The organism is Marinospirillum perlucidum, assembly GCF_003336805.1.
GTDB lineage: Bacteria > Pseudomonadota > Gammaproteobacteria > Pseudomonadales > Halomonadaceae > Marinospirillum > Marinospirillum perlucidum.
The window spans coordinates 178909-201981 of the sequence record NZ_QFWJ01000002.1 but is presented as its reverse complement, the minus strand read 5'-3'; the positions used below and the strand labels follow the sequence as shown (position 1 = coordinate 201981).

21 protein-coding genes are annotated in these 23073 nt (G+C 53.8%); 2 read left to right on the top strand and 19 right to left on the bottom strand.

What is annotated here, in order from left to right:
* Nucleotides 1-30 precede the first annotated feature (30 nt).
* From DFK18_RS03480 to DFK18_RS03430, 11 genes are all read right to left on the bottom strand, one after another.
* Nucleotides 31-1125: a metal ABC transporter solute-binding protein, Zn/Mn family gene (locus DFK18_RS03480; RefSeq protein WP_114416826.1), complete on the bottom strand. Its 1095-nt coding sequence runs from the start codon at nt 1123-1125 to the stop codon at nt 31-33.
* Between the two features lie 16 nt (nt 1126-1141).
* Nucleotides 1142-2020 (bottom strand): metal ABC transporter permease, encoded by an 879-nt coding sequence (locus DFK18_RS03475; protein WP_114416825.1) that lies wholly within the window; start codon nt 2018-2020, stop codon nt 1142-1144.
* Nucleotides 2020-2778 (bottom strand): metal ABC transporter ATP-binding protein, encoded by a 759-nt coding sequence (locus tag DFK18_RS03470; RefSeq protein WP_114416824.1) that lies wholly within the window; start codon nt 2776-2778, stop codon nt 2020-2022. The genes DFK18_RS03475 and DFK18_RS03470 overlap by 1 nt, the downstream gene beginning before the upstream one ends.
* 198 nt (nt 2779-2976) lie before the next feature.
* On the bottom strand, nt 2977-4068 hold the full coding sequence (locus DFK18_RS03465) for an AI-2E family transporter (protein ID WP_114416823.1): 1092 nt from the start codon (nt 4066-4068) through the stop codon (nt 2977-2979).
* 145 nt (nt 4069-4213) lie between these two features.
* Nucleotides 4214-4486, bottom strand: coding sequence for a hypothetical protein (locus tag DFK18_RS03460; protein ID WP_114416822.1), 273 nt, complete (start codon nt 4484-4486; stop codon nt 4214-4216).
* 2 nt (nt 4487-4488) lie between these two features.
* Nucleotides 4489-6300, bottom strand: coding sequence for a Na/Pi cotransporter family protein (locus tag DFK18_RS03455; protein WP_114416821.1), 1812 nt, complete (start codon nt 6298-6300; stop codon nt 4489-4491).
* Nucleotides 6301-6318: 18 nt separating this feature from the next.
* Nucleotides 6319-7170, bottom strand: a complete 852-nt coding sequence (locus tag DFK18_RS03450; RefSeq protein WP_114416820.1) for a peptidoglycan DD-metalloendopeptidase family protein — start codon at nt 7168-7170, stop codon at nt 6319-6321.
* A gap of 69 nt (nt 7171-7239) precedes the next feature.
* The gene (gene xseA, locus DFK18_RS03445; RefSeq protein ID WP_114416819.1) at nt 7240-8613 is read right to left on the bottom strand and encodes an exodeoxyribonuclease VII large subunit; all 1374 of its coding nucleotides are present in this window, start codon (nt 8611-8613) and stop codon (nt 7240-7242) included.
* A 6-nt stretch (nt 8614-8619) separates the two neighbouring features.
* Nucleotides 8620-9204, bottom strand: coding sequence for a YggT family protein (locus DFK18_RS03440; protein ID WP_114416818.1), 585 nt, complete (start codon nt 9202-9204; stop codon nt 8620-8622).
* A gap of 63 nt (nt 9205-9267) precedes the next feature.
* Nucleotides 9268-10101 (bottom strand): pyrroline-5-carboxylate reductase, encoded by an 834-nt coding sequence (proC, locus tag DFK18_RS03435; RefSeq protein ID WP_114416817.1) that lies wholly within the window; start codon nt 10099-10101, stop codon nt 9268-9270.
* Nucleotides 10102-10125: 24 nt separating this feature from the next.
* On the bottom strand, nt 10126-10821 hold the full coding sequence (locus DFK18_RS03430; RefSeq protein ID WP_114416816.1) for a YggS family pyridoxal phosphate-dependent enzyme: 696 nt from the start codon (nt 10819-10821) through the stop codon (nt 10126-10128).
* 61 nt (nt 10822-10882) lie between these two features.
* On the opposite strand from DFK18_RS03430, the gene DFK18_RS03425 reads away from it, so the two are divergent.
* Together DFK18_RS03425 and DFK18_RS03420 are read left to right on the top strand one after the other, a co-directional pair.
* Nucleotides 10883-11917 (top strand): type IV pilus twitching motility protein PilT, encoded by a 1035-nt coding sequence (locus DFK18_RS03425; RefSeq protein WP_114416815.1) that lies wholly within the window; start codon nt 10883-10885, stop codon nt 11915-11917.
* Between the two features lie 3 nt (nt 11918-11920).
* The gene (locus DFK18_RS03420; protein WP_114416814.1) at nt 11921-13048 is read left to right on the top strand and encodes a PilT/PilU family type 4a pilus ATPase; all 1128 of its coding nucleotides are present in this window, start codon (nt 11921-11923) and stop codon (nt 13046-13048) included.
* Between the two features lies 1 nt (nt 13049).
* Here DFK18_RS03420 and DFK18_RS03415 read toward each other — a convergent pair whose 3' ends face one another.
* From DFK18_RS03415 to DFK18_RS03380, 8 genes are all read right to left on the bottom strand, one after another.
* The gene (locus DFK18_RS03415) at nt 13050-14291 is read right to left on the bottom strand and encodes a heme biosynthesis HemY N-terminal domain-containing protein (RefSeq protein WP_114416813.1); all 1242 of its coding nucleotides are present in this window, start codon (nt 14289-14291) and stop codon (nt 13050-13052) included.
* Complete coding sequence (locus DFK18_RS03410) at nt 14288-15538, bottom strand: uroporphyrinogen-III C-methyltransferase (RefSeq protein WP_114416812.1); 1251 nt, start codon at nt 15536-15538, stop codon at nt 14288-14290. Before DFK18_RS03410 ends, DFK18_RS03415 begins: the two co-directional genes overlap by 4 nt.
* 15 nt (nt 15539-15553) lie before the next feature.
* On the bottom strand, nt 15554-16318 hold the full coding sequence (locus tag DFK18_RS03405; RefSeq protein WP_114416811.1) for a uroporphyrinogen-III synthase: 765 nt from the start codon (nt 16316-16318) through the stop codon (nt 15554-15556).
* A gap of 6 nt (nt 16319-16324) precedes the next feature.
* Nucleotides 16325-17257: a hydroxymethylbilane synthase gene (hemC, locus tag DFK18_RS03400; RefSeq protein WP_245944322.1), complete on the bottom strand. Its 933-nt coding sequence runs from the start codon at nt 17255-17257 to the stop codon at nt 16325-16327.
* Nucleotides 17258-17285: 28 nt separating this feature from the next.
* Nucleotides 17286-19133 carry a glutamine--fructose-6-phosphate transaminase (isomerizing) gene (gene glmS / locus DFK18_RS03395; RefSeq protein WP_114416809.1) on the bottom strand — a complete coding sequence of 616 codons (1848 nt, stop codon included), beginning with the start codon at nt 19131-19133 and terminating at the stop codon, nt 17286-17288.
* Between the two features lie 12 nt (nt 19134-19145).
* Nucleotides 19146-20516, bottom strand: a complete 1371-nt coding sequence (glmU, locus tag DFK18_RS03390) for a bifunctional UDP-N-acetylglucosamine diphosphorylase/glucosamine-1-phosphate N-acetyltransferase GlmU (protein WP_114416808.1) — start codon at nt 20514-20516, stop codon at nt 19146-19148.
* Between the two features lie 108 nt (nt 20517-20624).
* Nucleotides 20625-21977, bottom strand: a complete 1353-nt coding sequence (gene mgtE, locus DFK18_RS03385) for a magnesium transporter (RefSeq protein WP_114416807.1) — start codon at nt 21975-21977, stop codon at nt 20625-20627.
* A gap of 22 nt (nt 21978-21999) precedes the next feature.
* On the bottom strand, nt 22000-23070 hold the full coding sequence (locus DFK18_RS03380) for an FAD:protein FMN transferase (RefSeq protein ID WP_114416806.1): 1071 nt from the start codon (nt 23068-23070) through the stop codon (nt 22000-22002).
* Nucleotides 23071-23073: the final 3 nt, after the last annotated feature.

The following is a 23073-nucleotide window of genomic DNA, read 5'->3' as shown; positions in this document are numbered from 1 at the left end:
TCACTTTCTCCTGAATTTTACGCCGCTCTGTCAGGGCTTCAAGGCCTGTAAGAGGGTGTTCAAATTATATTCCATCAGCGCCAGATAGCTAGAAGCTGGCCCGGATGCATCGGACAAAGCGCCGGAATAGAGGGTACCTCCCAGAGTCACGCCAGCTTCGCGTTGCAGCTGTTCAACCAGGCGCGGATCGCCGATATTTTCCAGAAAAACGGCTGCGACTTCCTGTTGTTGCAACTGCCTGACCAGTTGAGCCATTTCAGTGGCCGAAGGTTCGGAAGCCGTGCTTGTTCCCTGGGGTGAAACCAGTTCTAAATCATAATCCCTGGCCAGATAGGCAAAAGCATCGTGGGGGGTCATGATGCTGCGACGATCTTCCGGTAGTTGGGCAAAGGCTTCGCTGAAGTGCTGGTGCAAGGCCTGCAGCTCAGCCAGATAGGCCTCGGCTTGCTGGCGATAGAAGGCTTCACCTTGAGGGTCGAGGGCAATTAGGCCTTCCAGAATATTATCAACATAGACTTGAGCTTCGATCAGACTCAACCAGGCATGAGGATCATATTCACCGTGATCATGCCCGGCATGGCCAGAAGGCTGCTCGCTTTCATGTTGGTGTTCCTGGCCGTGATCGTGTTCTTGATGGTGATCCTGCTCTTGGTGGTGTTCCTGATCGTGGTTGTGTTCCTGGTGATGTTCGTGGTCGTGGTCGTGGTCGTGGTCGTGGTCGTGGTCGTGGTCGTGGTCGTGGTCGTGGTCGTGGTGATCAGCTTCATCCTGATACTGGCCAGCCGCAAGTAAATTAATACCGGCAGAGGCCGTCACCAGTTGACCCTGGTAACCACTAGCATCAAGCAGACGGTCCATCCAGCCGGTCAGATTCAAACCATTGTCGATCACCAGATCCGCCTGATTCAGCAGGCGGGAATCGGAAGGTCTGGGACGATAGGTGTGGGTGTCTTCATTGATACCAACCAGGCTGGTGACCTGGATTCTGTCGCCTCCCAACTCACGGGCCATATCACCGAGAATGCTGAAACTGGTCACCACCTGCAGCTTGTTTTCAGCCTGGAGAGGGCCGGACAGCAACAAAAGAAATGCCGCCAAGACGGTTAAAAACCGGTAAGGCTTCATACTTACTCCTTAATCATCAAGAGGTCAGGTGTTTTGCCGGATGTATCCAGCGTTTAAGAAGGCCATCTCGGCCCAGGAAAAGAGAAATCAGGTGCAGGCAGCCCAGCATTAAAATAATGGCCGGACCCGTGGGCAGATCCCAATGCCAGGAGAGGAGCAAGCCACTCCAGGACCCCAGGACAGCCAGACCCACAGCCACCACCAGCAGTTGATCCAGCTGTCTGGCCCAGAAGCGGGCAGCAGTTGCCGGAAGGATCATAATACCCACGGCCATGAGGGTTCCCAGTGCCTGAAAACCGGCCACCAGGTTAAGAACCACCAGCGCCAGGAATACCAGGTGAGTCAGGGTGCCCAGGCGGCTATGGCGTTTTAGAAAGCCGGGGTCGAGGCATTCCAGTATCAGTGGTCTCAGAAAGACAGCCAGCAATATCAGTGTCAGGGTGGCGATTGCAGCCAAGAGCACCAGGGCTTCATTGTTCAGGGCCAGGACACTGCCAAAAAGCAGATGCAATAAATCAATATTGCGATTCTGGGTAGACACCAGCAGCACCCCCAGAGCCAGGGAGAGCAGATAGAAGACAGCCAGATTGGCATCCTCTTTGAGCACTGTAATTCGTGCTAACCCCCCTGCCAGAAGAGCGACTATCCAACCGGCCATCAGACCGCCCAGCGTCATGGCACCCAGTGATAAACCAGCCACCATATAACCCAGGGCTGCACCGGGAAGAATGGCATGAGCCACGGCATCGCCGGTCAGGCTCATGCGCCTCAGCATCAGGAAAACGCCCACGGGAGTCGCGCTGGAACTCAAGGCCAAACAACCGACCAGGGCGCGGCGCATGAAACCAAAATCGATAAAAGGGGCCAGCAAGGCCTGATAAAGAACATCCAGCATCAGTGAGCACTTCCCGGTTGGGTTTCACAAACATCGGCCAGAGGATCAAAAGGGCCACGCATGCCTCGGGCTTTTTCCAGGTTGTCTTGGGTCAGTACCGAGACTGTGGGGCCCCAATCCACCAGATCCCGCGCCAGAAGCAGCGTTTGCGGAAAATACTCACGAACCTGATGCAGGTCGTGAAGAACCGCTACCAGGGTTTTGCCTTCACGGTTGAGTTGCTGTACCAGATGCAGAAGGTCGCTGGTGGTCTGCTCATCCACAGCAGCAAAGGGTTCATCCAGCAACAATAGCTGGGCATCCTCGAGAAGCAGGCGGGCAAAAAGAATGCGTTGTAACTGACCCCCGGACAGGGATTCCAGCGAAGCCTGTTCAAACCCTTGCATGCCCACAGCTTCCATCGCGCCTCTTACCTGCTGGCGGCGTTTTCCGGAAAAGGCTGCAAAAGCACCCAAGCGAGGCCAATGGCCCAGGCTGACAAAATCCTCGACCGTCAGTGGGAAATCCAGGTTCAAACCGGATCTTTGCGGTAAATAGGCTACGGAAATCTTACCTTGAGGCCAGCCGATTCGTCCCCCCAGAGGGCGCAATTCCTGCATCAAGCCTTTGAGTAGCGTCGACTTGCCGGCACCATTGGGGCCGACCACGGCCAGCAGGTCTTGGCTGTAAATATGCCCGGACAGATGATGCACTGCCGGATGCTTTTCATAGCCTAGCGTCAGATTTTCCAGGCAGACCAGGGGTTGCTCTTGAACCATGCATTCACCCCAGCGCCCAGGCCGTTAAAGCCCAGATTAAAATCAGCCAGGGAAGCAAGAGCAGCAGGCGGGCAAATACCCCCTGCTGAAGCAGAGAAAAACCTACAAATTTCATGGAGACTCCAGAATGTTATAACATAACATTTTAGAGGATAAACCCGTCCCGCGTAAAGCAGGAGTTAGGGTTATTCGCCAGCTTTAATCCCTGGCTGACTCTTGCTGATTATCGGTATCCCGGTCTTCCAGCTGACCCTGACTGGGTGCATCCCCCAGCATCACACCCAACCAGCGCGTTGTCGGTGAGTGCTCCAACGCCAGTTTGGCAATCATGGTCAGGGGAATCGACAGGAACATGCCCACTGCACCAAACAGCCAGCCCCAGAGAATCAAAGAAAGGAAAACCACCAACGGAGAGAGTCCCAGCCCTTTACCCATAAAACGGGGTTCCACCAGATTGCCCATGAGCACATTGACCGCCAGATAACCACCTGCCACCAGCGCTGCATCCGGCAGTCCCAACTGCACCACGGCCAGTAACACTGCTGGAATGGCAGCGAGAATCGAACCGACATTGGGAATAAAATTCATCAAGAGGGCGATCAAACCCCACAAAAGCGGAAAATCCAGCCCCAGAAACCAGGTCCAGCTGGCAATAAGAATACCGGTCACCAAACTGATGGTGGACTTGATCGCCAGGTACTTATTCACCTGACGGATAAAGGCACTGGCATTGCGCAGCGAGTTATTGGCATCGGGCAGAGCCAGGCGCAACTTCTTGGATAGAGTCGCCTCCTCCAGCAGCAGGAAGACAACAATAAACAGCATCAACAGAAGATTGGTCAAAAGCGCCCCCAGATTAGTCAGGGCCTTGGCTACCCAATCCATCAGCTGCGAAGGATTGAAATGCTCCAGAAGTTGATTTCGGTTGACCGGAACGCCCAGACCTTCCAGCCAGGGCAGCAAACCGGCCATCTCGGCATCCAGACGCCGCTGATAATCGGGCAGGCGGGAGATAAAATTATCAATGGCAGTACCGACAAAGAGCCCTAATAGGCCGCCAAAGACAATCAAAAACACCATAATGATCAAAATGGCAACGACAGGAGGCACCTTCTTGTGGGTCATGAAATGTAGCGGCGGCGTACAGATAATGCCGATAAAGATGGCCAACAGAAAAGGTAGAACGATGGTTTCGGCTGCCTTGAGGCCAGCCAGTATCACGATCAGGGAGGCCAATCCCAGCATCCATTTCAAACCGGAATTGGGTAGGCTCATATTATCAGACGTCATCTTGACGGGGTCCTTGTGCAAAAGTCAGCAAATCATCCGGGCTGCTCGACTGACAGCCGAGGGTTCGCCTTGAGTAACAGCAGCATGACCGGTGTTTTCAGTTTAACCGATTGCAAAGGGACAGCTACAACCCCGAAAAGTTCTTTTAGTCGTCCTTTTCTTTCCGGCTCTGTTTCAATTCCCGAACCCTATCCAGACCTTTTTTTCTCTGGGCATAGATCACATCCAGTTTGATCTGCAGTTCATCTCTTGCTTCCTCTTCGGCTTTGGGCAGGCCCTTGAGCTCAGCCTTCAGCTTGTGCTCTTTTTTCTTCAGCTCTTTGAGCACCTTGCGAATGGACTTGATTTCCTTGGCCTGGGTTTTACTGTCGGCATCCAGAAAATCCCCAACCTGCTCCAGCAGCTTTTTCAGTTTCATGCTCAGGCTCCTGTCTTCTCCGCACCCTCATCCACCAGCTGGCTGATTTCCTGCTTATCCAGCGTTAAAGAGCTGGAATCATCATCCAGTTGTGGCAGCAGGAGAGTGTGGACAGCATCTATCAGATTGGTGCTGATATCACTGACATAGGATTCATCATTCATGATCGAAGTAGCCACTCGGGCGACCAGACGACGATGACGAATCATTTCATCCAGTTCATCGATTAACTGACGGCTGGATTTCTCCAGAGAAACCCTAAGCGCATCCAGTGACAAAGTGGTGACATCATTACTGTCGGCTTCCAGTAACCGGTGTAAATCCCGCAGCAGGCGTGCCAGTTGCAAACGGATCAAATCATAGCGCTCGCGAACGGCTGGATTGGTCGACAGGCCATAACGACTGAGATTCTTGTGCAGATGCTTCATGCCCTTGACGGCTTCGACCAGCTTGCGACTGGCCTGGCGTAACACATAGAGTTCTTCGGTTGCCTTTTGTGTGGACTCTTCCGCCTGGGCCTTGGCAATAAAATCGACAATATCGCTATGCAGGCTTTTGATCTTGTCTTCATAGACATCATCCACATCCACCGGAAAAATCTTGCGGGTGTATTTTACGGCTTCGGACAAGGACTCCTCGGACTTCACCACCGAGCGTTTCATACTGACCCCATGCGCAAGCAGACCAAAGGCATTGTCGAACAGGTGGCGGACCTCCTTGCGCACGGCATTAACAGCCGTTTCCGGTGTTTCCAGTGCCTCCGGATAAAGATAGAGCGGGGTTTCCGCCGACTGCTTCTGAAAAGTAATACGAGCGATCAGAAGACGGGATAGCGGCTGCACAAAAGGAGCCAGCAAGAGCACCCCCATCACATTAAACAGGGTATGAAACAAGGCCAATTTCAGTAGGTAATCATCTTCGCGGATGCCCAGAAGAAAACCACCCTGATCAACCAACCAGGCGATCTGGCCAATAAATACAATAGCCACAGCCGCTGTCAGTACATTAAAGAGCACATGCGATGCTGCCAGGCGCTTGCCGCCCAGATTGGAAGCCAGGGCACCGAGAATAATCGTGATGGTGCTACCAAGATTGGCCCCGATAGCCAGCGCCAGCGCATTTTCATAGGTTACCTGCCCGGCAGAAAGGGCGGTAATGATGATCAGCAAACTGGCGTGGGAGGACTGCATGATTACTGTAATCAACATACCTACCAGGGTATAAACCAGTAACCCCATTAGACCGGGCAGGGCATAGGCAGAAAGATCAAAATTGCCCTGGAAGGCATCAAACCCTTCTTTCATGTAATGGATACCCAAAAACAGGAAAGCAAAACCTAGCAGCAGATTACCGAACCCCTTGAGGGTCTTGCTTTTCTGCATGATCAGTAGCATGCCAAAAATCAGACCCGGCATGGCATAGGCAGCAATATCCACCTTCAGACCCAAGCCGGCGATCAACCAGGCTCCGGTGGTAGTGCCTATATTCGCGCCCATGATGATGCCGATACCGGCAGCCAGGGTAATCATTTCTGCACTGACAAAGGAGACGGTGATCAGGGAGACCAGGGAGCTGGATTGCATGGCTGTGGTGCTAACAACACCAAAGGAGAGACTTTTCCAAAGGCGGTCGGTCGACTTGCGCAGGAGGCTTTCCAGCGTTCCTCCGGTGAAGGTCTTGAAACCTTCCTCCAGGCAGAGCATGCCAAACATGAACAAGGCCACCCCGGCAGCAATTTCCATAAAATCAGCACTCGCCCAGAGTGCATAGGCCAGCACCAGGAGCACTAGCGGCAGGAACAACCTTCTCAACATATAAACAGCATCCTTGTATTATTCTTGCGGGCGGTTTTCCGGCGCTATAAAAAGCTGGGGATCGACCCGAGCTGCATTCAAAGTCATGGTCCAGTGTAGATGAGGTCCGGTAGAACGACCAGTGGTGCCCACCTGACCGATGACCTGACCTGCGCTAACCCGGTCTCCCGGCTGGAGGTCGGCAAAACCATCCAGGTGGCAGTACATACTGGTCATCCCCAGGCCATGATCGATGACCAGGGTCTTACCATTGAAGAAGTAATGGTTTCTTGCCGTCACCTTGCCGGGAAAAACGGCTTTTACCGGTGTGCCCAGGGGAGCGGCAATATCCAATCCTGAATGGGGGTTTCTGGGCTCCCCGTTAAATACCCGGCGAAACCCGAAGAGACTGGACACCCGGCCTTCTAGAGGCTGCTGGATACGTACGGGAAGATCTTCACTTACCGGGCGAAAAGCATTCATGGCACCACGCAGCTCGGGCAGCTCACGTCGAACCCGGGCCAGATCCTCATCCGAGAGGGCAACATACTGGTAGTCCACATCCAGATGCTGAGCTGGATACTGCTTGTCTTCCACGACAAAGGTGAGCGGCAGATCTCCATCGCGAGTTCGCCACAGGGCCTGTGTCTGGCCGGGCGATTGATCCAGGGGAATACCCACCCAGGCATACCAACGTCCGTCACGACGGGCGGTATAGACCCGATGACCATCAAAAAAAACTTGCGGGGCGGCTTGTGTTTGCTGGGGAACCTCCAATAACGCAATACCGCCAGGAACCCGGGATTCATGGGGCCAGAAACCAGCAGCAGCCGGACCGGCCAGCAGCAAAAGAAACAAACAGCTTAGGGTTAAACGTGCTAGTAGCGACATGAGTCCTTCCCGGCATCAATAGCTTGTAAGATCCCTCCTGTATAAGCCGGATGCCATTGATTTGCAAGATTACGTCTGTTTTGGGACAGAGTTTTCCACACGGCAATCCAGCCAGCCTTCAGCCAATTGAATCTCGAGTAGATCCCCTGTTTGCACCTGGGTGGAAGAGCGTACCAGCTGGCCCTGATCATTTTTGGCCAGCGCATAGCCCCGGGCCAGCGTCTGAAGAGGGCTGATCGCCTGCAACTGCTGGGCAGCCTGTTGCAGTTTTTGTTCACGTCGAGTTTGCAGATGCTGCCAGGCCAACTGAAAACGCTGCTGCAGAGCAGCCAGCTGACGTTGTTGCTGGAGCAAATATCGGCCCGGATGGGCAGCCGCCAAACGCTGATCCAGACGCACCAGTTGCTGACGTCTTAGTTGCAACTGACGCTGGGGATGCTGGGTCTGCAGACGCTGCTGCAGGCTTTGCAGCTGGCTGGCGGCTTTCTCCAGGTAACGTTGGGGTTGTCTGGCCCTGAAAACCAGTTGATCCAGCCGCTGTTGCAGGGAACGCAGGTGAGTAGCCTGAGCATGTACAAGGCGGCCCTGCAGGGAAGTCAGGCGGGCATTGATGGTGGGGCCATCCGGCGTCACCCTTTCCGCAGCCGCAGAGGGCGTGGGCGCGCGCCAGTCACTGACAAAATCCACCAGGGTGAAATCCGTCTCATGCCCGACACCGGTTACCACGGGCATGGCACTGGCTGCCACCATGCGCGCCAGAGTTTCATCGTTAAAAGCCTGCAAATCTTCCAGACTGCCGCCGCCACGCGCCAGGATCAGGACTTCGGGATGACCGTGATACTGGGCCAGGGCCAGGGCCCTGCGCAGAGCGGCTGGAGCCTCGGCACCCTGAACCTGAGCCGGATAGAGAAGGATTTCTGCCAGGGGCCAACGACTCTTGAGCACCTTGAGCAGGTCTCGCAGTGCAGCGCCATGGGGCGAAGTAATCAGACCTATCCGTTGAGGAAACTCGGGCAGGGGACGTTTTTTATCCTGGGCAAAAAGGCCTTCATCTCCAAGCTTTTTTTTCAGTGCTTCCAGACGGGCCAGAAGGTCGCCATCCCCACAAGGGCGTAAACGATCAGCCAGCAGCTGATACTGACCCCGACCTTCATAGAGGCTGACCTGGCCACGCACCTGCAGTTGATCACCATTGGCTACCCGGTGGGCCACCAGTTGGTTGCGACCGGCAAACATGACACAACTGATTTGTGCCCGCTCATCCTTGAGCGTGAAATACCAGTGACCTGCTGCCGAGGCCATAAAATTGGAAACTTCACCTTCCACCCAGATGCTGGCCAGGCCCTGCTCCAGCAGCTGTTTAGCCTTTTGGTTGACCTGGCTGACACTCAAGGAGGCAATCAGGTCCTGCTGGTCACCAACTTGCAGAAAAGAAGAAGGCATCCTTGTTTACATGCCGATAAAGCGGGCAACCGGCAGGCCGGCAGCCTGGGCAAGGATTCCCACCAGAACGCTGGATACCAGATTGATGCCCAGAAAAACAAAGATGGGCGATAAATCCAGGCCACCCAGACTGGGAATCAATCGACGAACCGGAGCCAACAGGGGTTCAGTGATCTGGTAAACCAGCAGGGCACCCGGATGAGCCGCTTGAGGAGCCACCCAGCTAAGAATGATGGAAATGATCAGGGCAAAGAAGTACAGATCCAAAATGGTTTTGATCACCCCGGCCACACCACCAATCAGGATACTACCGATGCCTGCCAGTTCGCCCATCAGCTGCAGGGCCAGGAAAATCCCCAGGGATTTGATCAGGATAGCCAACACCAGGCTGGCCAGATCCAGGCGGCGATAGGGGCGCAAAACTGTCTGCAGGGGCCGGACCACAGGATTGGTGGCCTTCACAATACCCTGGGTGATGGGGTTGAAGTAATCCGCCTTGCTCAGATGCAAGAGGAACCTCAGCACTACAACAAAGGTTGCCAGGTGAAACAGCAATTGTATAAAGGATGCCATTCCCATACCCATGCCCATAAATTTCTCCGCTCTTTGATATTCGATAATAAATGTCTAGTTTAAACAGTCTGGACTCAGGGGTCAGCCTTTCAATTCCTCGGACAGACTTCTGGCCCGCTCGGCAGCCGCTCGGGCCGATTTGGCCACGAGTTCACGCAGACCACCTGCTTCAAAACTGGCAATGGCTTCAGCAGTGGTGCCTCCGGGTGAAGTCACCTTGGCTCTCAGGGCTTCGGGGCTATCCTCGGTTTGCAACAGCATCTGCCCGGCACCTGCAGCCGTATTCTCAGCCAGTTTCAGCGCCAGCTCCTCGGAGAGTCCAAGCTCCTTGCCAGCAGCCGCAAGGGCTTCAGTAAACAGGAAATAATAGGCCGGGCCAGAACCGGAAACAGCGGTGACGGCTTCCAGCTGGGCTTCATCTTCAACCCAGAAGGCCTGACCTACAGCCTCACTGATCTGTTCGACCCAGGCCTTTTGCTCATCTTCAACCTCGGCGGTGGCAAACAAGCCAGCAACGCCGACTCCCAGAAGAGAAGGAGTATTGGGCATGGAGCGAACCAAGGGCAGGCGGCCAGCCATCCATTCTTGCAGGGTGTCACAGGTCAACCCGGCCGCTATGCTGACGACCAGCGGCCGATGTTCATTCAAGCTGGCCTGCAGGGAAGCTAAAACCTGTTGCATAACTTGAGGCTTGACGGCCAGCACCACTACATCCGCCGCGGCTATAGCCTGGGTATTATCCTGAGTCGTGTTGATCCCGGTTTCTGAGGCCAGGGCCTGGAGTTTTTCTGCACCCGGATCTGCGGCCCAGATCAGGTCGGCCGGATAACCCTGGTGAAGGAGACCACGCAAGATGGCGCCAGCCATGTTGCCGGCACCGATAAATGCAATACTGGGTTTTGCTGAAGAGGTCATTAAGCTGCCTTTATTTCCGAGTGGTTAATTGCGGGCACCAAAAATGGCGGTGCCAATTCGTACCAGGCTACTGCCTTCGGCAATGGCGGCTTCCAGATCACCGCTCATGCCCATGGATAGGGTATCGATCTGAGCCTGGGGATAGGCCTCCTGCAACCGTTTGAAGAGAGCTGCCATCTGGGCAAAGGTTTTCCTCTGCTCGGATACATCATCACTGGCTGCAGGAATGCACATCAGCCCTCGCAGTTCCAACCGGGGTAGCTGCATGATCTGGTCAGCCAGAGCCAGTAGATCTGCAGGAGCTATCCCTGACTTACTCTGTTCATCACTGATGTTCACCTGGATCAACACCTTGAGGGGTTCCAGCTCCTCGGGCCGCTGGTCGTTCAAGCGGCGGGCAACCTTGAAACGATCCAGGGTGTGTACCCAATTAAAGTGACTTGCCAGATCGCGTGTTTTATTGGATTGAATCGGGCCGATAAAGTGCCATTCCAAATCCAGGTCGCCCAGTTCTTCCTGTTTTTGCAGGGCTTCTTGCAGATAATTTTCACCAAAAGCTTGCTGGCCCTCAGCTGCGGCCTCACGTATGGCCTGACTGCTTTGTTTTTTACTGACTGCCAGAATTTTGACCTGTGCCGGGTTTCTCTCAAACTTATGGCAGGCTTGCTCTACCTGTTGGCGAACCTTTGCGATATGCTGGGCAATTACAGATTGCAACATCTTTTTTACCTTATTTGATTCAACCCTACCCCTGTAAGGGAATTCAGTCAGAGGTCAGTTGATGGATATTACCGAATTGCTTGCCTTCTGCGCAAAACAGAAGGCGTCCGATCTGCATTTATCGGCCGATTTGCCCCCGATGATTCGTGTGGATGGCGATATTCGCCGGGTCAATGTGCCCCCCATGGATCACAAGGAAGTTCATGCGCTGGTCTATGACATCATGAACGACAAGCAAAGGCGGGACTACGAAGAATTCATGGAAGTGGATTTTTCCTTCGAACTCCCGGGTCTGGCTCGCTTTCGTGTTAATGCGTTCAACCACAACCGCGGCGCTGGTGCTGTTTTCCGCCTGATTCCCTCCACTGTTCTGACACTGGATGAACTGGGGATGGGCGATATCTTCCGCAACCTGTCCCTGCTACCCAGAGGCCTGGTTCTGGTAACCGGCCCGACCGGCTCGGGTAAATCCACCACCCTGGCCGCCATGATCGACTTTGTAAACGAGCGCAAGAACGCCCATATTCTGACCATTGAAGATCCCATCGAATTTGTTCATGAATCCAAGAAATGCCTGATCAACCAGCGTGAAGTCCACAGGGACACTCTCGGCTTTTCCGAAGCCCTGCGTTCAGCCCTGCGTGAAGACCCTGATGTAATCCTGGTCGGTGAGATGCGCGATCTGGAAACCATCCGTCTGGCTTTGACCGCTGCAGAAACCGGTCACCTGGTCTTTGGTACCCTGCACACCACCAGTGCGGCCAAAACCATCGACCGGATCGTGGATGTCTTCCCCGCCGAAGAAAAATCCATGGTGCGCTCCATGCTCTCGGAATCCCTGCAAGGCGTTATTTCCCAGATGCTGCTGAAAAAGGAAGGCGGCGGACGGGTTCCGGCTCACGAGATCATGATCGGCACAGCCGCCATTCGCAACCTGATCCGTGAAGACAAGATTGCGCAGATGTTTTCTGCCATCCAGACAGGCGCTAGCCACGGTATGCAGACCATGGATCAGTCACTCAAACAGTTGCTGGCCAAGGGCTTGATCAGCAAGGAAACCGCCCGCGAAAAAGCCAAACAACCGGAAAGCTTTTAAACCATGAAATTTACTGACTTCCTCAAGCAGATGGCCGAGCGCAAGGGCTCGGATCTGTTCATCACCACCGGCATGATGCCCTCAATGAAGGTTGATGGGCAGCTCACGGCTCTGACCGAGCAGAAGCTGTCGCCTGAACAGGCCAGGGAACTGGTTTTTGGGGTCATGAATCAGGAACAAAAAGACGAGTTTCGCAAAAACAAGGAATGCAATTTTGCCATCAGTGCTCCCGGTATCGGCCGTTTTCGGGTCAGTGCCTTTTACCAGCGCAATCAGGTGGGCATGGTACTGAGACGTATCGAGTTTGATATTCCCCAACTGGACAGCCTGCACCTACCGGAGATTATCAAGGATCTGGCCATGACCCAAAGGGGTCTGATTCTTTTCGTCGGGGCTACAGGGACGGGTAAATCCACCTCCCTGGCCTCGATGATTCAATACCGCAATGAAAATGCCCGCGGCCACATCATCAGCATTGAAGACCCCATTGAGTTTATTCATCCCCACAAACAGTGCATCGTGACCCAGCGGGAAGTCGGCATCGACACGGAAAGCTTTGAAGTGGCCCTCAAGAACACACTCAGACAAGCCCCGGATGTCATCATGATTGGCGAGGTTCGTAACCGTGAGACTATGGAGTACGCCCTGGCTTTTGCTGAAACCGGTCACCTGTGTCTGGCCACCCTGCATGCCAATAATGCCGACCAGGCCCTGGAAAGGGTCATCAACTTCTTCCCCCAGGAAAGGCATAACCAGGTATTTATGGATCTATCCCTGAACCTCAGGGGAATCGTGGCCCAGCAACTCCTTCCCACCCTGGATGGCAAGGGACGGCGGGCTGCCATAGAGGTACTGCTCAATACCCCGCTGGTCAGGGATATTATTCGCAAGGGAGAGGTGCATCAGCTCAAGGGCTTGATGAAAAAGTCACGTGAATCCGGCATGCAAACCTTTGACCAGGCGCTGTTTGACCTCTACAACCTGGGTGAAATCAGCGAAGAGGAGGCTCTTCAGCATGCCGATTCACCCAATGATCTGCGCCTGATGATCAAGCTGGGCAGCGCCGATGCCGGCAATACCTCCGCCGCTTTCGACCGGGCTGCCAGTAAATTCAGCCTCGAAGATGACTAATTTAGCGACCTGGCTTGGGCAAGGGCAGGTCAGGGAGTTGGCGGTGTAGTCCCTGCAGGGCCAGTTGATTGAAATACTGGCTTTTGCGTTCATCTCCCAGAGCCGCATAGAGACGGCTGATTTCCGCGTTGATGGCATCACTGGGGGCCAGCCGCTGACTGGTTTGATAATACTCCAGCGCCTTGCCCCAGAGTTCCAGTTGCTGGCTGATACGCGCCAGACAATGCAAGAGCACCGGATCATTGGGCCTTTCCTGCAGCCACTTTTCCGCTTCCAGCAGACGGCGCTTGGGCTCGGCCTCCACCGGCAGGGTGCCGTATTCTTTCACCAGATCGCTGGACCAGTGATTGCGTAACGCGCGTTTGATCAACTGTTCGGCCTGAGCAAATTTTTCCTGTTTCACCAGTACTCGGGAAAATGCCAGGATCAATTCATCTTCATTTTTCAAGCGGCCGGGCAAGGCCTCCCAGAGATCGCTGATAGCTTGAAAGGTTTCTCTGGAACCCGAGGCACGCAACAACTCGTCAAATCGACGCAGATAAACCTGGCGCTCAAGCAGATCCAACTCCTGGGTGGAATAAATTCTGTATTTGCGAAATTCCGGCAGAAGATTCAGCAGGGGCTTCCAGTCCGCCAGGGCAACGTGTACTTCTTTCAACTGACGCAGGACGAGAGGGTGATTAGGCACCTTCTGATGCAAGCGCACCAGGGTTGCCAGCGCCTGCTCATAGTGGCCATGATCCAGCTGGATTCGGGCCTGGGTAAAATCCACTGCCAGACCAGCATCGGGTGTGGATTCACTGGCCAGCTTGAGAAAAGCTTCGGCTTCCTCTTCCCGACCTTCATAGTGAGCAGCCTGGGCTGCGGCCAGGTAGTTGATCAGGGCGGCCCCCGAGTTTTTTGCTGAACGCGACAACTGCTTGCGGGCCTTTTTCCAACGACCTTCAGCCAGATCCTTGAGCCCCTTGACGGTCATATTCAGTGCTCTCTGGGCCCGGTTACGCTGGTAACGCTCCTTCAAACCTGCCAGGGGATGACTCAACCAGCCCAGTAAAGTGGATATCCACACAGCGGCAACCCAACTGAGTAGCAGGAGCACCAAAGCCGTCCAGAAGGACATTTCCAAGCTAATATCACCTTCCGGCATAACCAGCAGCAGGTAGCCGCTACCCTGCAAAAGCTGCTGACCGGCTAGAACCGAAACAGCCAGTACCAGCAGAATCAAAAGACCGCGCTTGATCATGAGCCCGCCTCCCCTGAAGCTTCAACGGCTGGCTCCTCAGGATCTTCAGCGACAGGTAGCAGGCGCCCATAGCGTTCAGCGATAAAAGCCTGAAGACGATCCAAGCTGCCTTCCACATCGGGCAATTCCTGGGTCACTGCCTCTTGCTGGAGTTGCTCAACAGCTTCGACAAATGCCTGATTTTGCTGTAAATCCAGATCGAAAGCTTGAAGGCGTCGGGCCACCCCGGCCAGGCTTTGTTGATAAAGGTCGGCTTCACCCCGCAAACCGGCCCAGGAGGCCTGCTGGAGAAGACTGCTGATTTGCTGGCGCAAAAGCACCTCATCCCGGGTAAAGGGCAGGGGTTCTACTGGCAGCTCACGTTTTTTGATCACCACCAGGCTTTTGATTTCCTGCCAGAAGATTTCATACCAAGCCAGTTCTTCGCTACCGGCTTCAACGGCTGCCTGCATATCCAACGAAGGGGCCTGGGGGAGGGGCTGAACTTTAAGGGTTAAAGCCTGATCAGCCAGACTTTGTAATTCCAGGGCCAGAGAAACCCGGTCAATGACTTGCAGTTCCTGAAGCTGGGCGATTTCTTCCTGCAACTGGTTGCGAATAGCCAGAGTTCCGGCCACTTCAGCAGTTTGCAGGCGTACTTGAGCGGTCTTGAAAAGGGTTAGGGCACCTGTGACATCCCGCTCCAATTGCAAACGCTGATTGGCCAGACGCAAGAGATACTCGACTTCAGCCAACTGCCAATCCTTGGGTTTGGGTTCACTGGCTTTCAATAAATCGGCATGCAGGGCCTCGAATTCCAGCTGATTTTCCTGAACCTGTTGGTGGTAGAGATCCAGTTGTTGGTTAAACCGCTGCTGGTTTGCTTCCAGGCTTTCCAATTGTTGCAAGCTGAGTGCCAATTCCTCAACCTGATCTTGATTGGGCTTGGTCTCGACTTGTTGATGCAGACTGCTTAGCTCCTGCTGGAACTGCAGGTACTTCTGGTAACCCAACCAACTCAGGCCAGCAATCAGTGCAAAAAGCAGAATCAGAAGAAAAACGACTAGCCCAGAAGCTACGCCAGAAGAGGTTTTGGAGCGAGATGCTGCAGGGGTTGCTGTCGAGGAAGCTTTTTTCTGGTTAGTGGTCTCGGCTGTTGAAGAAGCCCCTTCGCTTTTATCTTCTTTCTTTGCGGGCGTTACTGAAGACGGATCCTGCTGCTTCTTGTCATCACTGCTAGCGGCTTCGGATTTCTTCTGATCTGACATGCTTTTTCCTCTTGTTTAGCAGGCATCCGCAAACTTCTTGCTAAGGGCCTGGATAACGGCCTCGGCACCCGCTCCCTGGCTATTGATTACACGATCAAAACCGGCTTCCCTGGCCATTTTTTCCAGACGAAAACTGGGAAGGACAAGATGAACGGATTTCCTCCCTCCCTGAGTCAACTCTATATATTGTTGCAGGGCTTCGCCACTGCTAATAACCAGGATTTGCTGGGGACCGTGATTCAAGTCGTCCAACTGCTGGCGGTTGAGTCGTGGTTTGACTCGCTGATAGAGCTCCAGAACTTCTACTCTGGCTCCACGTGAAACCAGGGTATCGTAGAGAAGCGGACGTCCGCCGGCACCCTTCACCAACAGCAGCTTTTTCTGGTCAAGATCCTGCAATTGAGGCAAAAGCAGGAGATCTTCACTTTTATCCCCAGTTTCAGGGTAGTTAACTTGCAAACCTTCTTTTTCAAGCTGCCGGGCCGTCCCTGCACCCACGGAAAACCATTCAACACCGACCGGCCATTGCGGCCAGTAATCATCCAGGCGCTGCAATAACTGATCGGCTGCCGAAGGACTGATAACCACCACCTTCTGGAACTGATCCAGATCCAGCAGGGCTTGGCGCTGGCGAGGCGCCAATTCCAGGGGCTCAATGGCCAGTAGAGGGATATTACTCACCTCAGCACCAGCACTCTGAAGGGGGCCGACCAAGCGCCCGGCCAGTTTATCCGGGCGTGTCGTCAGGATATTCAGACCGGCTAATGGCTGCTTCTGCATAAGTGGTTATTCAACCTTGAAACCATAAACCTGTTCCAGAATATCCCCGGCACCTTGAGCAAGAAGGTCTTCGGCCACCTTCACGCCGAGTGCTTCGGGATCATCGGCTGGAGCCCTGGCTTCGGCTCTCAGGACACGTCCTCCTTCGGGCTCACCCACCAGTGCACGCAACCAGAGCTGATCGCCCTCCAGTAATGCATAGCCTCCAATAGGCACCTGACAGCCACCTTTAAGGCGCGTGTTCATGGCTCTTTCGGCCAGTACACAAGCGGTGGTTTCGGCATGAGCCAGGGGAGCCACCAGTTCAGCAGCCAGGCTGTCATCACTACGCAGCTCTATCCCCAAAGCACCCTGACCACAGGCAGGCAAGCTGATTTCTGCAGGGATTTCCTGACGGATACGCTCAGCCAGCCCCATACGCTGCAAGCCTGAAGTGGCCAGGATAATGGCATCATATTCACCGGCATCCAGCTTGCCCAAGCGGGTTTGCAGGTTACCGCGCAACCAATTAACTGTTAGATCCGGGCGATTGGCAAGAATCTGGCAGCCACGACGCAGGCTGGAGGTACCGATCACCTTGCCGGCTGGGACTTCATCCAGGCTGTTATAGCTATTGGAAACAAAGGCATCCGTGGGGGCATGACGTTCCATGATGGGACCCAGATAAAGACCTTCAGGAAATTCCATGGGCACATCCTTCATGGAATGCACGGCTATGTCCGCTTCACCGGAAAGCATGCTGGCTTCCAGTTCCTTTACGAAGAGTCCCTTGCCACCAATCTTGGCCAGCGGCGTATCCAGAATCTTGTCTCCCTGGGTTTTGATGGGTACCAGGACTACTTCCAACCCCGGATGCAGTTCTTCCAAACGGGCTTTTACGTGTTCTGCCTGCCAAAGAGCCAGGGGACTACGGCGGGTTGCTATGCGAATACGTGACACAGGGACTCCAAATACTAGTAGAAAAAAATTATTCGACCGTAACCGACTTGGCCAGATTACGCGGCTGATCCACATCCGTGCCCTTGAGTACAGCGACATGATAGGACAACAGCTGCAGGGGCAGGGTATAGAGGATGGGCGCCAGCACCTCATGCACCTCGGGCAGATGCAGCACCTGCATGCCTTCTTCCGGCTCCAGCAGGGTTACCGGGTCAGCAAAAACAAACAGCTCACCACCCCGTGCCCGGACTTCCTGAAGGTTGGATTTGAGTTTATCCACCAGATCATCACGAGGAGCAACTGCAATTACCGGCATTTCCTTATCAACCAGCGCCAGGGGGCCGTGCTTTAGTTCACCAGCGGGATAGGCTTCGGCATGAATGTAGGAAATTTCCTTGAGCTTGAGTGCGCCTTCCAGGGCAATAGGGAAGTGACTGCCACGACCCAGAAAGAGAGCATGGTGCTTTTCGGCAAAGTCTTCAGACAGCTTTTCAATCTCTGCATCCAGCTGCAGGGTTTCTTCAGCCAGACGCGGTAGAGCGCGTAAAGCCTCAACCAGTTCCGCTTCCAAGGGATCATCAGCATCCTGATTGCTTGCCTGAGCGGCTCGACGCAGAGCCAGGGTCAACAAAAGCAGGGCCGTCAGCTGGGTGGTAAAAGCCTTGGTCGAGGCTACACCGATCTCAGGACCTGCCTGGGTCATCAGGCTCATATCCGACTCCCGAACCAGCGAGGAGCCGGGGACATTACAGATAGTAAGACTAGCCAGGTAACCGGCCTCTTTAGCAAAGCGCAAGGCGGCCAGAGTATCAGCGGTTTCGCCCGATTGTGAGAGGGTCACAAAAAGAGCATTTTCGGCCACAACGACTTCGCGATAGCGGTATTCACTGGCCACTTCTACCTGACAGGGAATACCAGCCAGCTTTTCAATCCAATAACGGGCGACCATACCCGCATGATAGCTGGTTCCACAGGCAACGATCTGAACCTGTTTTACCCTTGGTAAAAGCTCCATGGCCTTGGCGCCCAGAGCCTGGGGCAAAACACGGCGATCGGATAAACGCCCTTCCAGGGTCGCGGCCAAAACAGCTGGCTGCTCATGGATTTCCTTGAGCATAAAGTGCTTATAGCTGCCTTTTTCCGCTGCCTGATTACCATGTTGCCACTGACAGATTTCGCGCTCTACGGCTTGGCCTTGGCGGTCAAGAATGGCATGTTGGTCAAGAGTCAGAGTTGCCAGATCGCCTTCTTCCAGGTAGATAAAGCGATCGGTAACCTGCAACAGAGCCAGGGGGTCGGAAGCACAAAAATACTCGCCCATACCCACACCGATCACCAGAGGGCTGCCTTTACGTGCACACACCAGTTTTTGAGGTTGATCCTGGTGAATTACCGCCAGCGCATAGGCACCTTCGAGTTGCTGGATGGCGGCTTCAACCGCCACAGTCAGATCCTGCTTTTCCTGGTAGAGCTGGTGAACCAGGTGGGCCACCACTTCAGTGTCGGTATCCGAAGTAAACCTATAGCCCGCCTTGGTCAAACGACTTTTTAGCTCCAGATAGTTCTCTATGATGCCATTATGAACCAAAGCCAGTTCATCACTGGAAAGGTGGGGGTGGGCATTGGCTTCACTGGGTACGCCATGAGTAGCCCAGCGGGTATGGGCAACACCCAGATGTCCCTTCATGGGCTCAGCTTCCAGGCGTTTTTCTACTTCTGCAACCTTGCCCTGGGCTCGCCTACGCTGGAGTTGCTGATCCTTATTAACTACCGCCAATCCGGCAGAATCATAACCCCGGTATTCCAGACGCTTCAGACCTTCCAAAAGGATAGCAGTAACATTCCGCTCAGCCAGAGCACCCACTATTCCGCACATTTCAGTTTCCTTTTATTCAGCCGACTTTTTGACAGGACGAGGCCAATTATCTTTTTGCAGTTGTTTGGCCCGGGTTACCGCCAAGGCTTTTTCAGGCACATCCCGAGCAATGGTCGAGCCAGCCCCCACGGTTGCCCCAGCGCCTACATGCACAGGAGCCACCAAACTGGAATTGGAACCAATAAAGGCCTCTGCACCAATCTGGGTCTGGTGCTTGTTCACGCCATCATAATTGCAGGTGATGGTACCTGCACCGATATTGGCTTTTTCGCCCACCCAGGCATCGCCGATGTAGCTCAGGTGATTGACCTTGGCACCAGCACCGATATGCGACTTTTTAGTCTCGACAAAATTACCCACCTTGGCCTCGGCTTCCAGATGAGTCCCCGGACGCAAACGGGCAAAAGGACCGACCTGATTATCACCAGCCAGATCACAGTCTTCCAAGATAGAATGGGCAGCAACGCGCGTTCCCGGACCAACACGCACATTTTTTAGAAGGCAGTAGGGACCGATTTCCACACCTTCAGCCAGGTCCACCTGCCCCTCAAAAATACAGCCGACATCGATAAAGATATCCCTTGCTGTATTCAGTTGGCCGCGCACATCCAAGCGTGCCGGATCAGCCAGGGTTACACCCGCGAGCATCAGTTTTTCTGCCTGTTGGCGTTGGTAGGCTCTTTCCAGTCCGGCCAACTGTAAACGGTTGTTTACCCCTTCCACTTCTTGGGCTGACTCCGCCTGGACACTGGCAATACGGGTTCCTTCACGATAAGCCAGGTCAATAATGTCGGTCAGGTAATATTCGCCCTGGGCATTATTATTGGATAACTGGGGAAGCCAACGTTGGAGTTGTTCTACGGTAACAGCCAGGATGCCTGTATTGACTTCTGTGATTGTCAGTTGCTCGGGGCTGGCATCCTTTTGCTCAACTATCGCCGCAACCTCTTGCTGGTCATCACGAAGAATCCGGCCATAACCCTGAGGATCAGGCAAGTCCACCGTTAACAGGCCCATTTGCTGGGGCTTGACCTCAGCCAACAATTTTTCAAGCGTTGCCTGGCTAATCAGGGGGACATCGCCATAGAGAATCAAAAGATGGCTGGAAGGATCAAGAGCAGGTAAAGCCTGGTCAACAGCATGACCGGTACCCAGTTGCTCTTCCTGAAGTACAAAATGAATATCTTCAGCTGCTAACTGCTTTTTGACCGCTTCAGCACCATGACCGATAACCAGATGAATACGGTGTGCCTGCAAAGAGCGCGCAGTATCGATGACATGTCCGGCCAGAGGTTTACCAGCCAGGGGGTGTAATACTTTGGGCAAGGCAGAGCGCATACGGGTTCCCTGACCCGCTGCCAGAACTACAACTTCAAGAGACATCCTGACCTCATTAGTGAACAGCTAGCGATTGAATAGCGCTCCATTCTACTGTTCTGACCTCAAGCTAGCCAGTTGAAAACTGTTTTAATGCTTTACCAGCAGCAAAGCCTAACCCATGCTGATATTGAGTAATGAAGTCGCAATACTAAAGTAAATCAAGACACCGATAATATCGGCGATCGAGGTTACCAGAGGGGCACTGGCTGTTGCCGGGTCCCAACCCAGTTTATCCAAAACAAAAGGCAAACTCATGCCGATCATGCTACCCACGATGACGATGGCCAGCATGCTATAGGCGACTACCTGAGCTATTTCCAGGCCACCTCGCCACCAGCCGATACCGGCGATGGTAACCGCCATCGTCAATCCCAGGGAGAGCGAGACGAGCAGCTCACGGCCTAGCAGTTTGCCCCAGTCCCTGGCGCCAACATCGCCGGTCGCCAGGCCACGAATCATCAGGGTTGAAGCCTGAGAGCCTGCATTACCGCCACTGGCGACCAATAAAGGCAGGAAAAATACCAGAACGACATAGCTTTCTATGGTTTTTTCATAAAAGGCGATCCCTGCACCGGAAAGGATATTGGCGAAAATCAGCAGAATCAGCCAATTAATACGCCGCCGGTAGAGGCTGAAAATCTTTGCCTTACCGAAGCTTTCTTCCAAAGGACCAACCGATGCCCCCTTGTGAATATCTTCCGTAGCCTCCTGCTCAGCCACGTCCATGGCATCATCGTAGGTGACTATCCCCACCAGACGCTCCTCGTCATCCAGAACAGGCAGTGCCAGAATATCGTAGCGACTGATTTTACGGGCAGCTTCTTCCTGAACTTCATGCACATTGATGGACACGACTTCACTGGTCATGAGTTGATCCAGGGAAGCACCCGGTTTAGCCAGGATCAATTGACGCAAAGAAACGGTGCCCACCAGTTTTTGTTGCTGATCGAGGATATATATCTGGTAGATGGTTTCAGCATTAGGGGCAGTCTGGCGAACGATTTCAAGCGCCTTGGTGACATTAACGCCGACGGGAACCGTGACATAGTCACTGGTCATCACCGCACCAGTCGTACCTTCTTCATAACTGGCCAGACGCCGCAGGTCTTCTCTTTCTTCTTTGGCCAGGCGACGTAATACGGCCTGTTGCCGATCTTCGCTCAGAAGATTGAATAAGTCGGCTCTTTCATCCGAGTTCATGCAGGTGAACAACTGGGTCAGACCCACTTCGGTCATCTGCTCGGCAATTTCCGACTGGCGATCCGGTTCCAGGTAGGCAAAAGCATCGGCACGCTGATCCAGGGGAAGGTGGGTCAGCAGCTTGAGCGTATCTTCCGGTGTTTCGTGAACAACAAACTCGGCCAGGTCAGCAGGCTGAAGTTCAGCAATCAGTTGTTCGATGATCAGCGTATCGTCTTTGCTGATCGCATCATGCAAGGCTGAAGCCAGTTCCGGATAAGTCATCCTTCCCCCTAGCAAGCTCGGATTAGTGACTGAGTAGCTGTTGTGTCAGTTCAGGCCCCAAGTGTTCCTGCATGGGTTGGGAAAGCCAGGTTTTCCAGCTATCTTCCTCTCTGGTAATCATTATGGCACGAATTCCCTCTTGTTCAGCGACCTTCAAGGCTTCTTCCCTTCCCATGACCATAAAAGCCGTCGCCCAGGCATCGGCAACGGCATTGCTGGGATGTTCAACAGTCACCGAAGCTAGCTGATGGTCGATGGGTCGTCCGCTTACCGGATTAAGGGTATGCGACATTCGCTGACCATCGATTTCATAGTAGTTGCGATAATCTCCCGAGGTGGCCACAGAAGAATTGATCAGTGGAAGAATATGATAGGCCTGCTGACTGGTTGCTTCGGGTAATTCAATTCCAATCCGCCAGGGTTGTCCGGGCTTACGCTCACCACCGACCAAAACCTCGCCACCAATGTTGACCAGGAAATTATTCACCCCCTGACTTTTAAGCCAAGTTCCCACCTGGTCAACTGCATAACCCTTGGCCAGAGCAGACAGATCAATGTAGCTGTCGGTGGTGCGCGTGACTTGAAGTTGCTCAGCATCAAGCAAAAGGTGCTGATAACCCACAGCAGCCAGCCTGTCCTGCAATTCTTCCTGGGAAGGAATTTCTTCGGGGCGGGCTTCCGGTCCAAAGCTCCAAAGATTAACCAAGCCGCCTACAGTTACGTCTAGAGCCCCGTTACTGGCTTCTGCGATCTGCTGGCTGAGTTGTAGAACTTCCATCAATGCTTGCGAAACAGGAACACTAGTGCCGGGTTCAGCCTGATTCAACCGACTGAGTTCGGAAGAATCGCGATAAGTAGACATGCTAGCATCAACGGCTTCCAGCTCCCTGATAATACCGGCTTCGAGCTGTTCAGCTTGTTCTTCTGACCAGTTACCAGGAAAGGTGGCGAGCCAAAAGGTTCCAAAAATCTGTCCCTGTAGCCTCACTGGCGGGTTTTCCGTTTCCTGGCTACAGGCTGTTAATCCCACCAGCAGAATGCACGCAAGTACCAAGCTACCCAATTGCTGCCATCTTGAAATCAAGGTATTCATAGA

Bases quoted from the DNA above. Each gene is read 5' to 3' on its own strand.
- DFK18_RS03415 (WP_114416813.1), bottom strand. From the start codon at position 14,291: ATGATCAAGCGCGGTCTTTTGATTCTGCTGGTACTGGCTGTTTCGGTT.
- glmU (WP_114416808.1), bottom strand. From the start codon at position 20,516: ATGTCTCTTGAAGTTGTAGTTCTGGCAGCGGGTCAGGGAACCCGTATG.
- DFK18_RS03475 (WP_114416825.1), bottom strand. From the start codon at position 2,020: ATGCTGGATGTTCTTTATCAGGCCTTGCTGGCCCCTTTTATCGATTTT.
- DFK18_RS03440 (WP_114416818.1), bottom strand. From the start codon at position 9,204: ATGGGCATGGGTATGGGAATGGCATCCTTTATACAATTGCTGTTTCAC.
- DFK18_RS03480 (WP_114416826.1), bottom strand. From the start codon at position 1,125: ATGAAGCCTTACCGGTTTTTAACCGTCTTGGCGGCATTTCTTTTGTTG.
- DFK18_RS03465 (WP_114416823.1), bottom strand. From the start codon at position 4,068: ATGACGTCTGATAATATGAGCCTACCCAATTCCGGTTTGAAATGGATG.
- DFK18_RS03460 (WP_114416822.1), bottom strand. From the start codon at position 4,486: ATGAAACTGAAAAAGCTGCTGGAGCAGGTTGGGGATTTTCTGGATGCC.
- proC (WP_114416817.1), bottom strand. From the start codon at position 10,101: ATGACCTCTTCAGCAAAACCCAGTATTGCATTTATCGGTGCCGGCAAC.
- DFK18_RS03470 (WP_114416824.1), bottom strand. From the start codon at position 2,778: ATGGTTCAAGAGCAACCCCTGGTCTGCCTGGAAAATCTGACGCTAGGC.
- DFK18_RS03420 (WP_114416814.1), top strand. From the start codon at position 11,921: ATGAAATTTACTGACTTCCTCAAGCAGATGGCCGAGCGCAAGGGCTCG.
- DFK18_RS03450 (WP_114416820.1), bottom strand. From the start codon at position 7,170: ATGTCGCTACTAGCACGTTTAACCCTAAGCTGTTTGTTTCTTTTGCTG.
- DFK18_RS03455 (WP_114416821.1), bottom strand. From the start codon at position 6,300: ATGTTGAGAAGGTTGTTCCTGCCGCTAGTGCTCCTGGTGCTGGCCTAT.
- DFK18_RS03425 (WP_114416815.1), top strand. From the start codon at position 10,883: ATGGATATTACCGAATTGCTTGCCTTCTGCGCAAAACAGAAGGCGTCC.
- xseA (WP_114416819.1), bottom strand. From the start codon at position 8,613: ATGCCTTCTTCTTTTCTGCAAGTTGGTGACCAGCAGGACCTGATTGCC.
- DFK18_RS03405 (WP_114416811.1), bottom strand. From the start codon at position 16,318: ATGCAGAAGCAGCCATTAGCCGGTCTGAATATCCTGACGACACGCCCG.
- glmS (WP_114416809.1), bottom strand. From the start codon at position 19,133: ATGTGCGGAATAGTGGGTGCTCTGGCTGAGCGGAATGTTACTGCTATC.
- DFK18_RS03430 (WP_114416816.1), bottom strand. From the start codon at position 10,821: ATGTTGCAATCTGTAATTGCCCAGCATATCGCAAAGGTTCGCCAACAG.
- mgtE (WP_114416807.1), bottom strand. From the start codon at position 21,977: ATGACTTATCCGGAACTGGCTTCAGCCTTGCATGATGCGATCAGCAAA.
- DFK18_RS03410 (WP_114416812.1), bottom strand. From the start codon at position 15,538: ATGTCAGATCAGAAGAAATCCGAAGCCGCTAGCAGTGATGACAAGAAG.
- DFK18_RS03380 (WP_114416806.1), bottom strand. From the start codon at position 23,070: ATGAATACCTTGATTTCAAGATGGCAGCAATTGGGTAGCTTGGTACTT.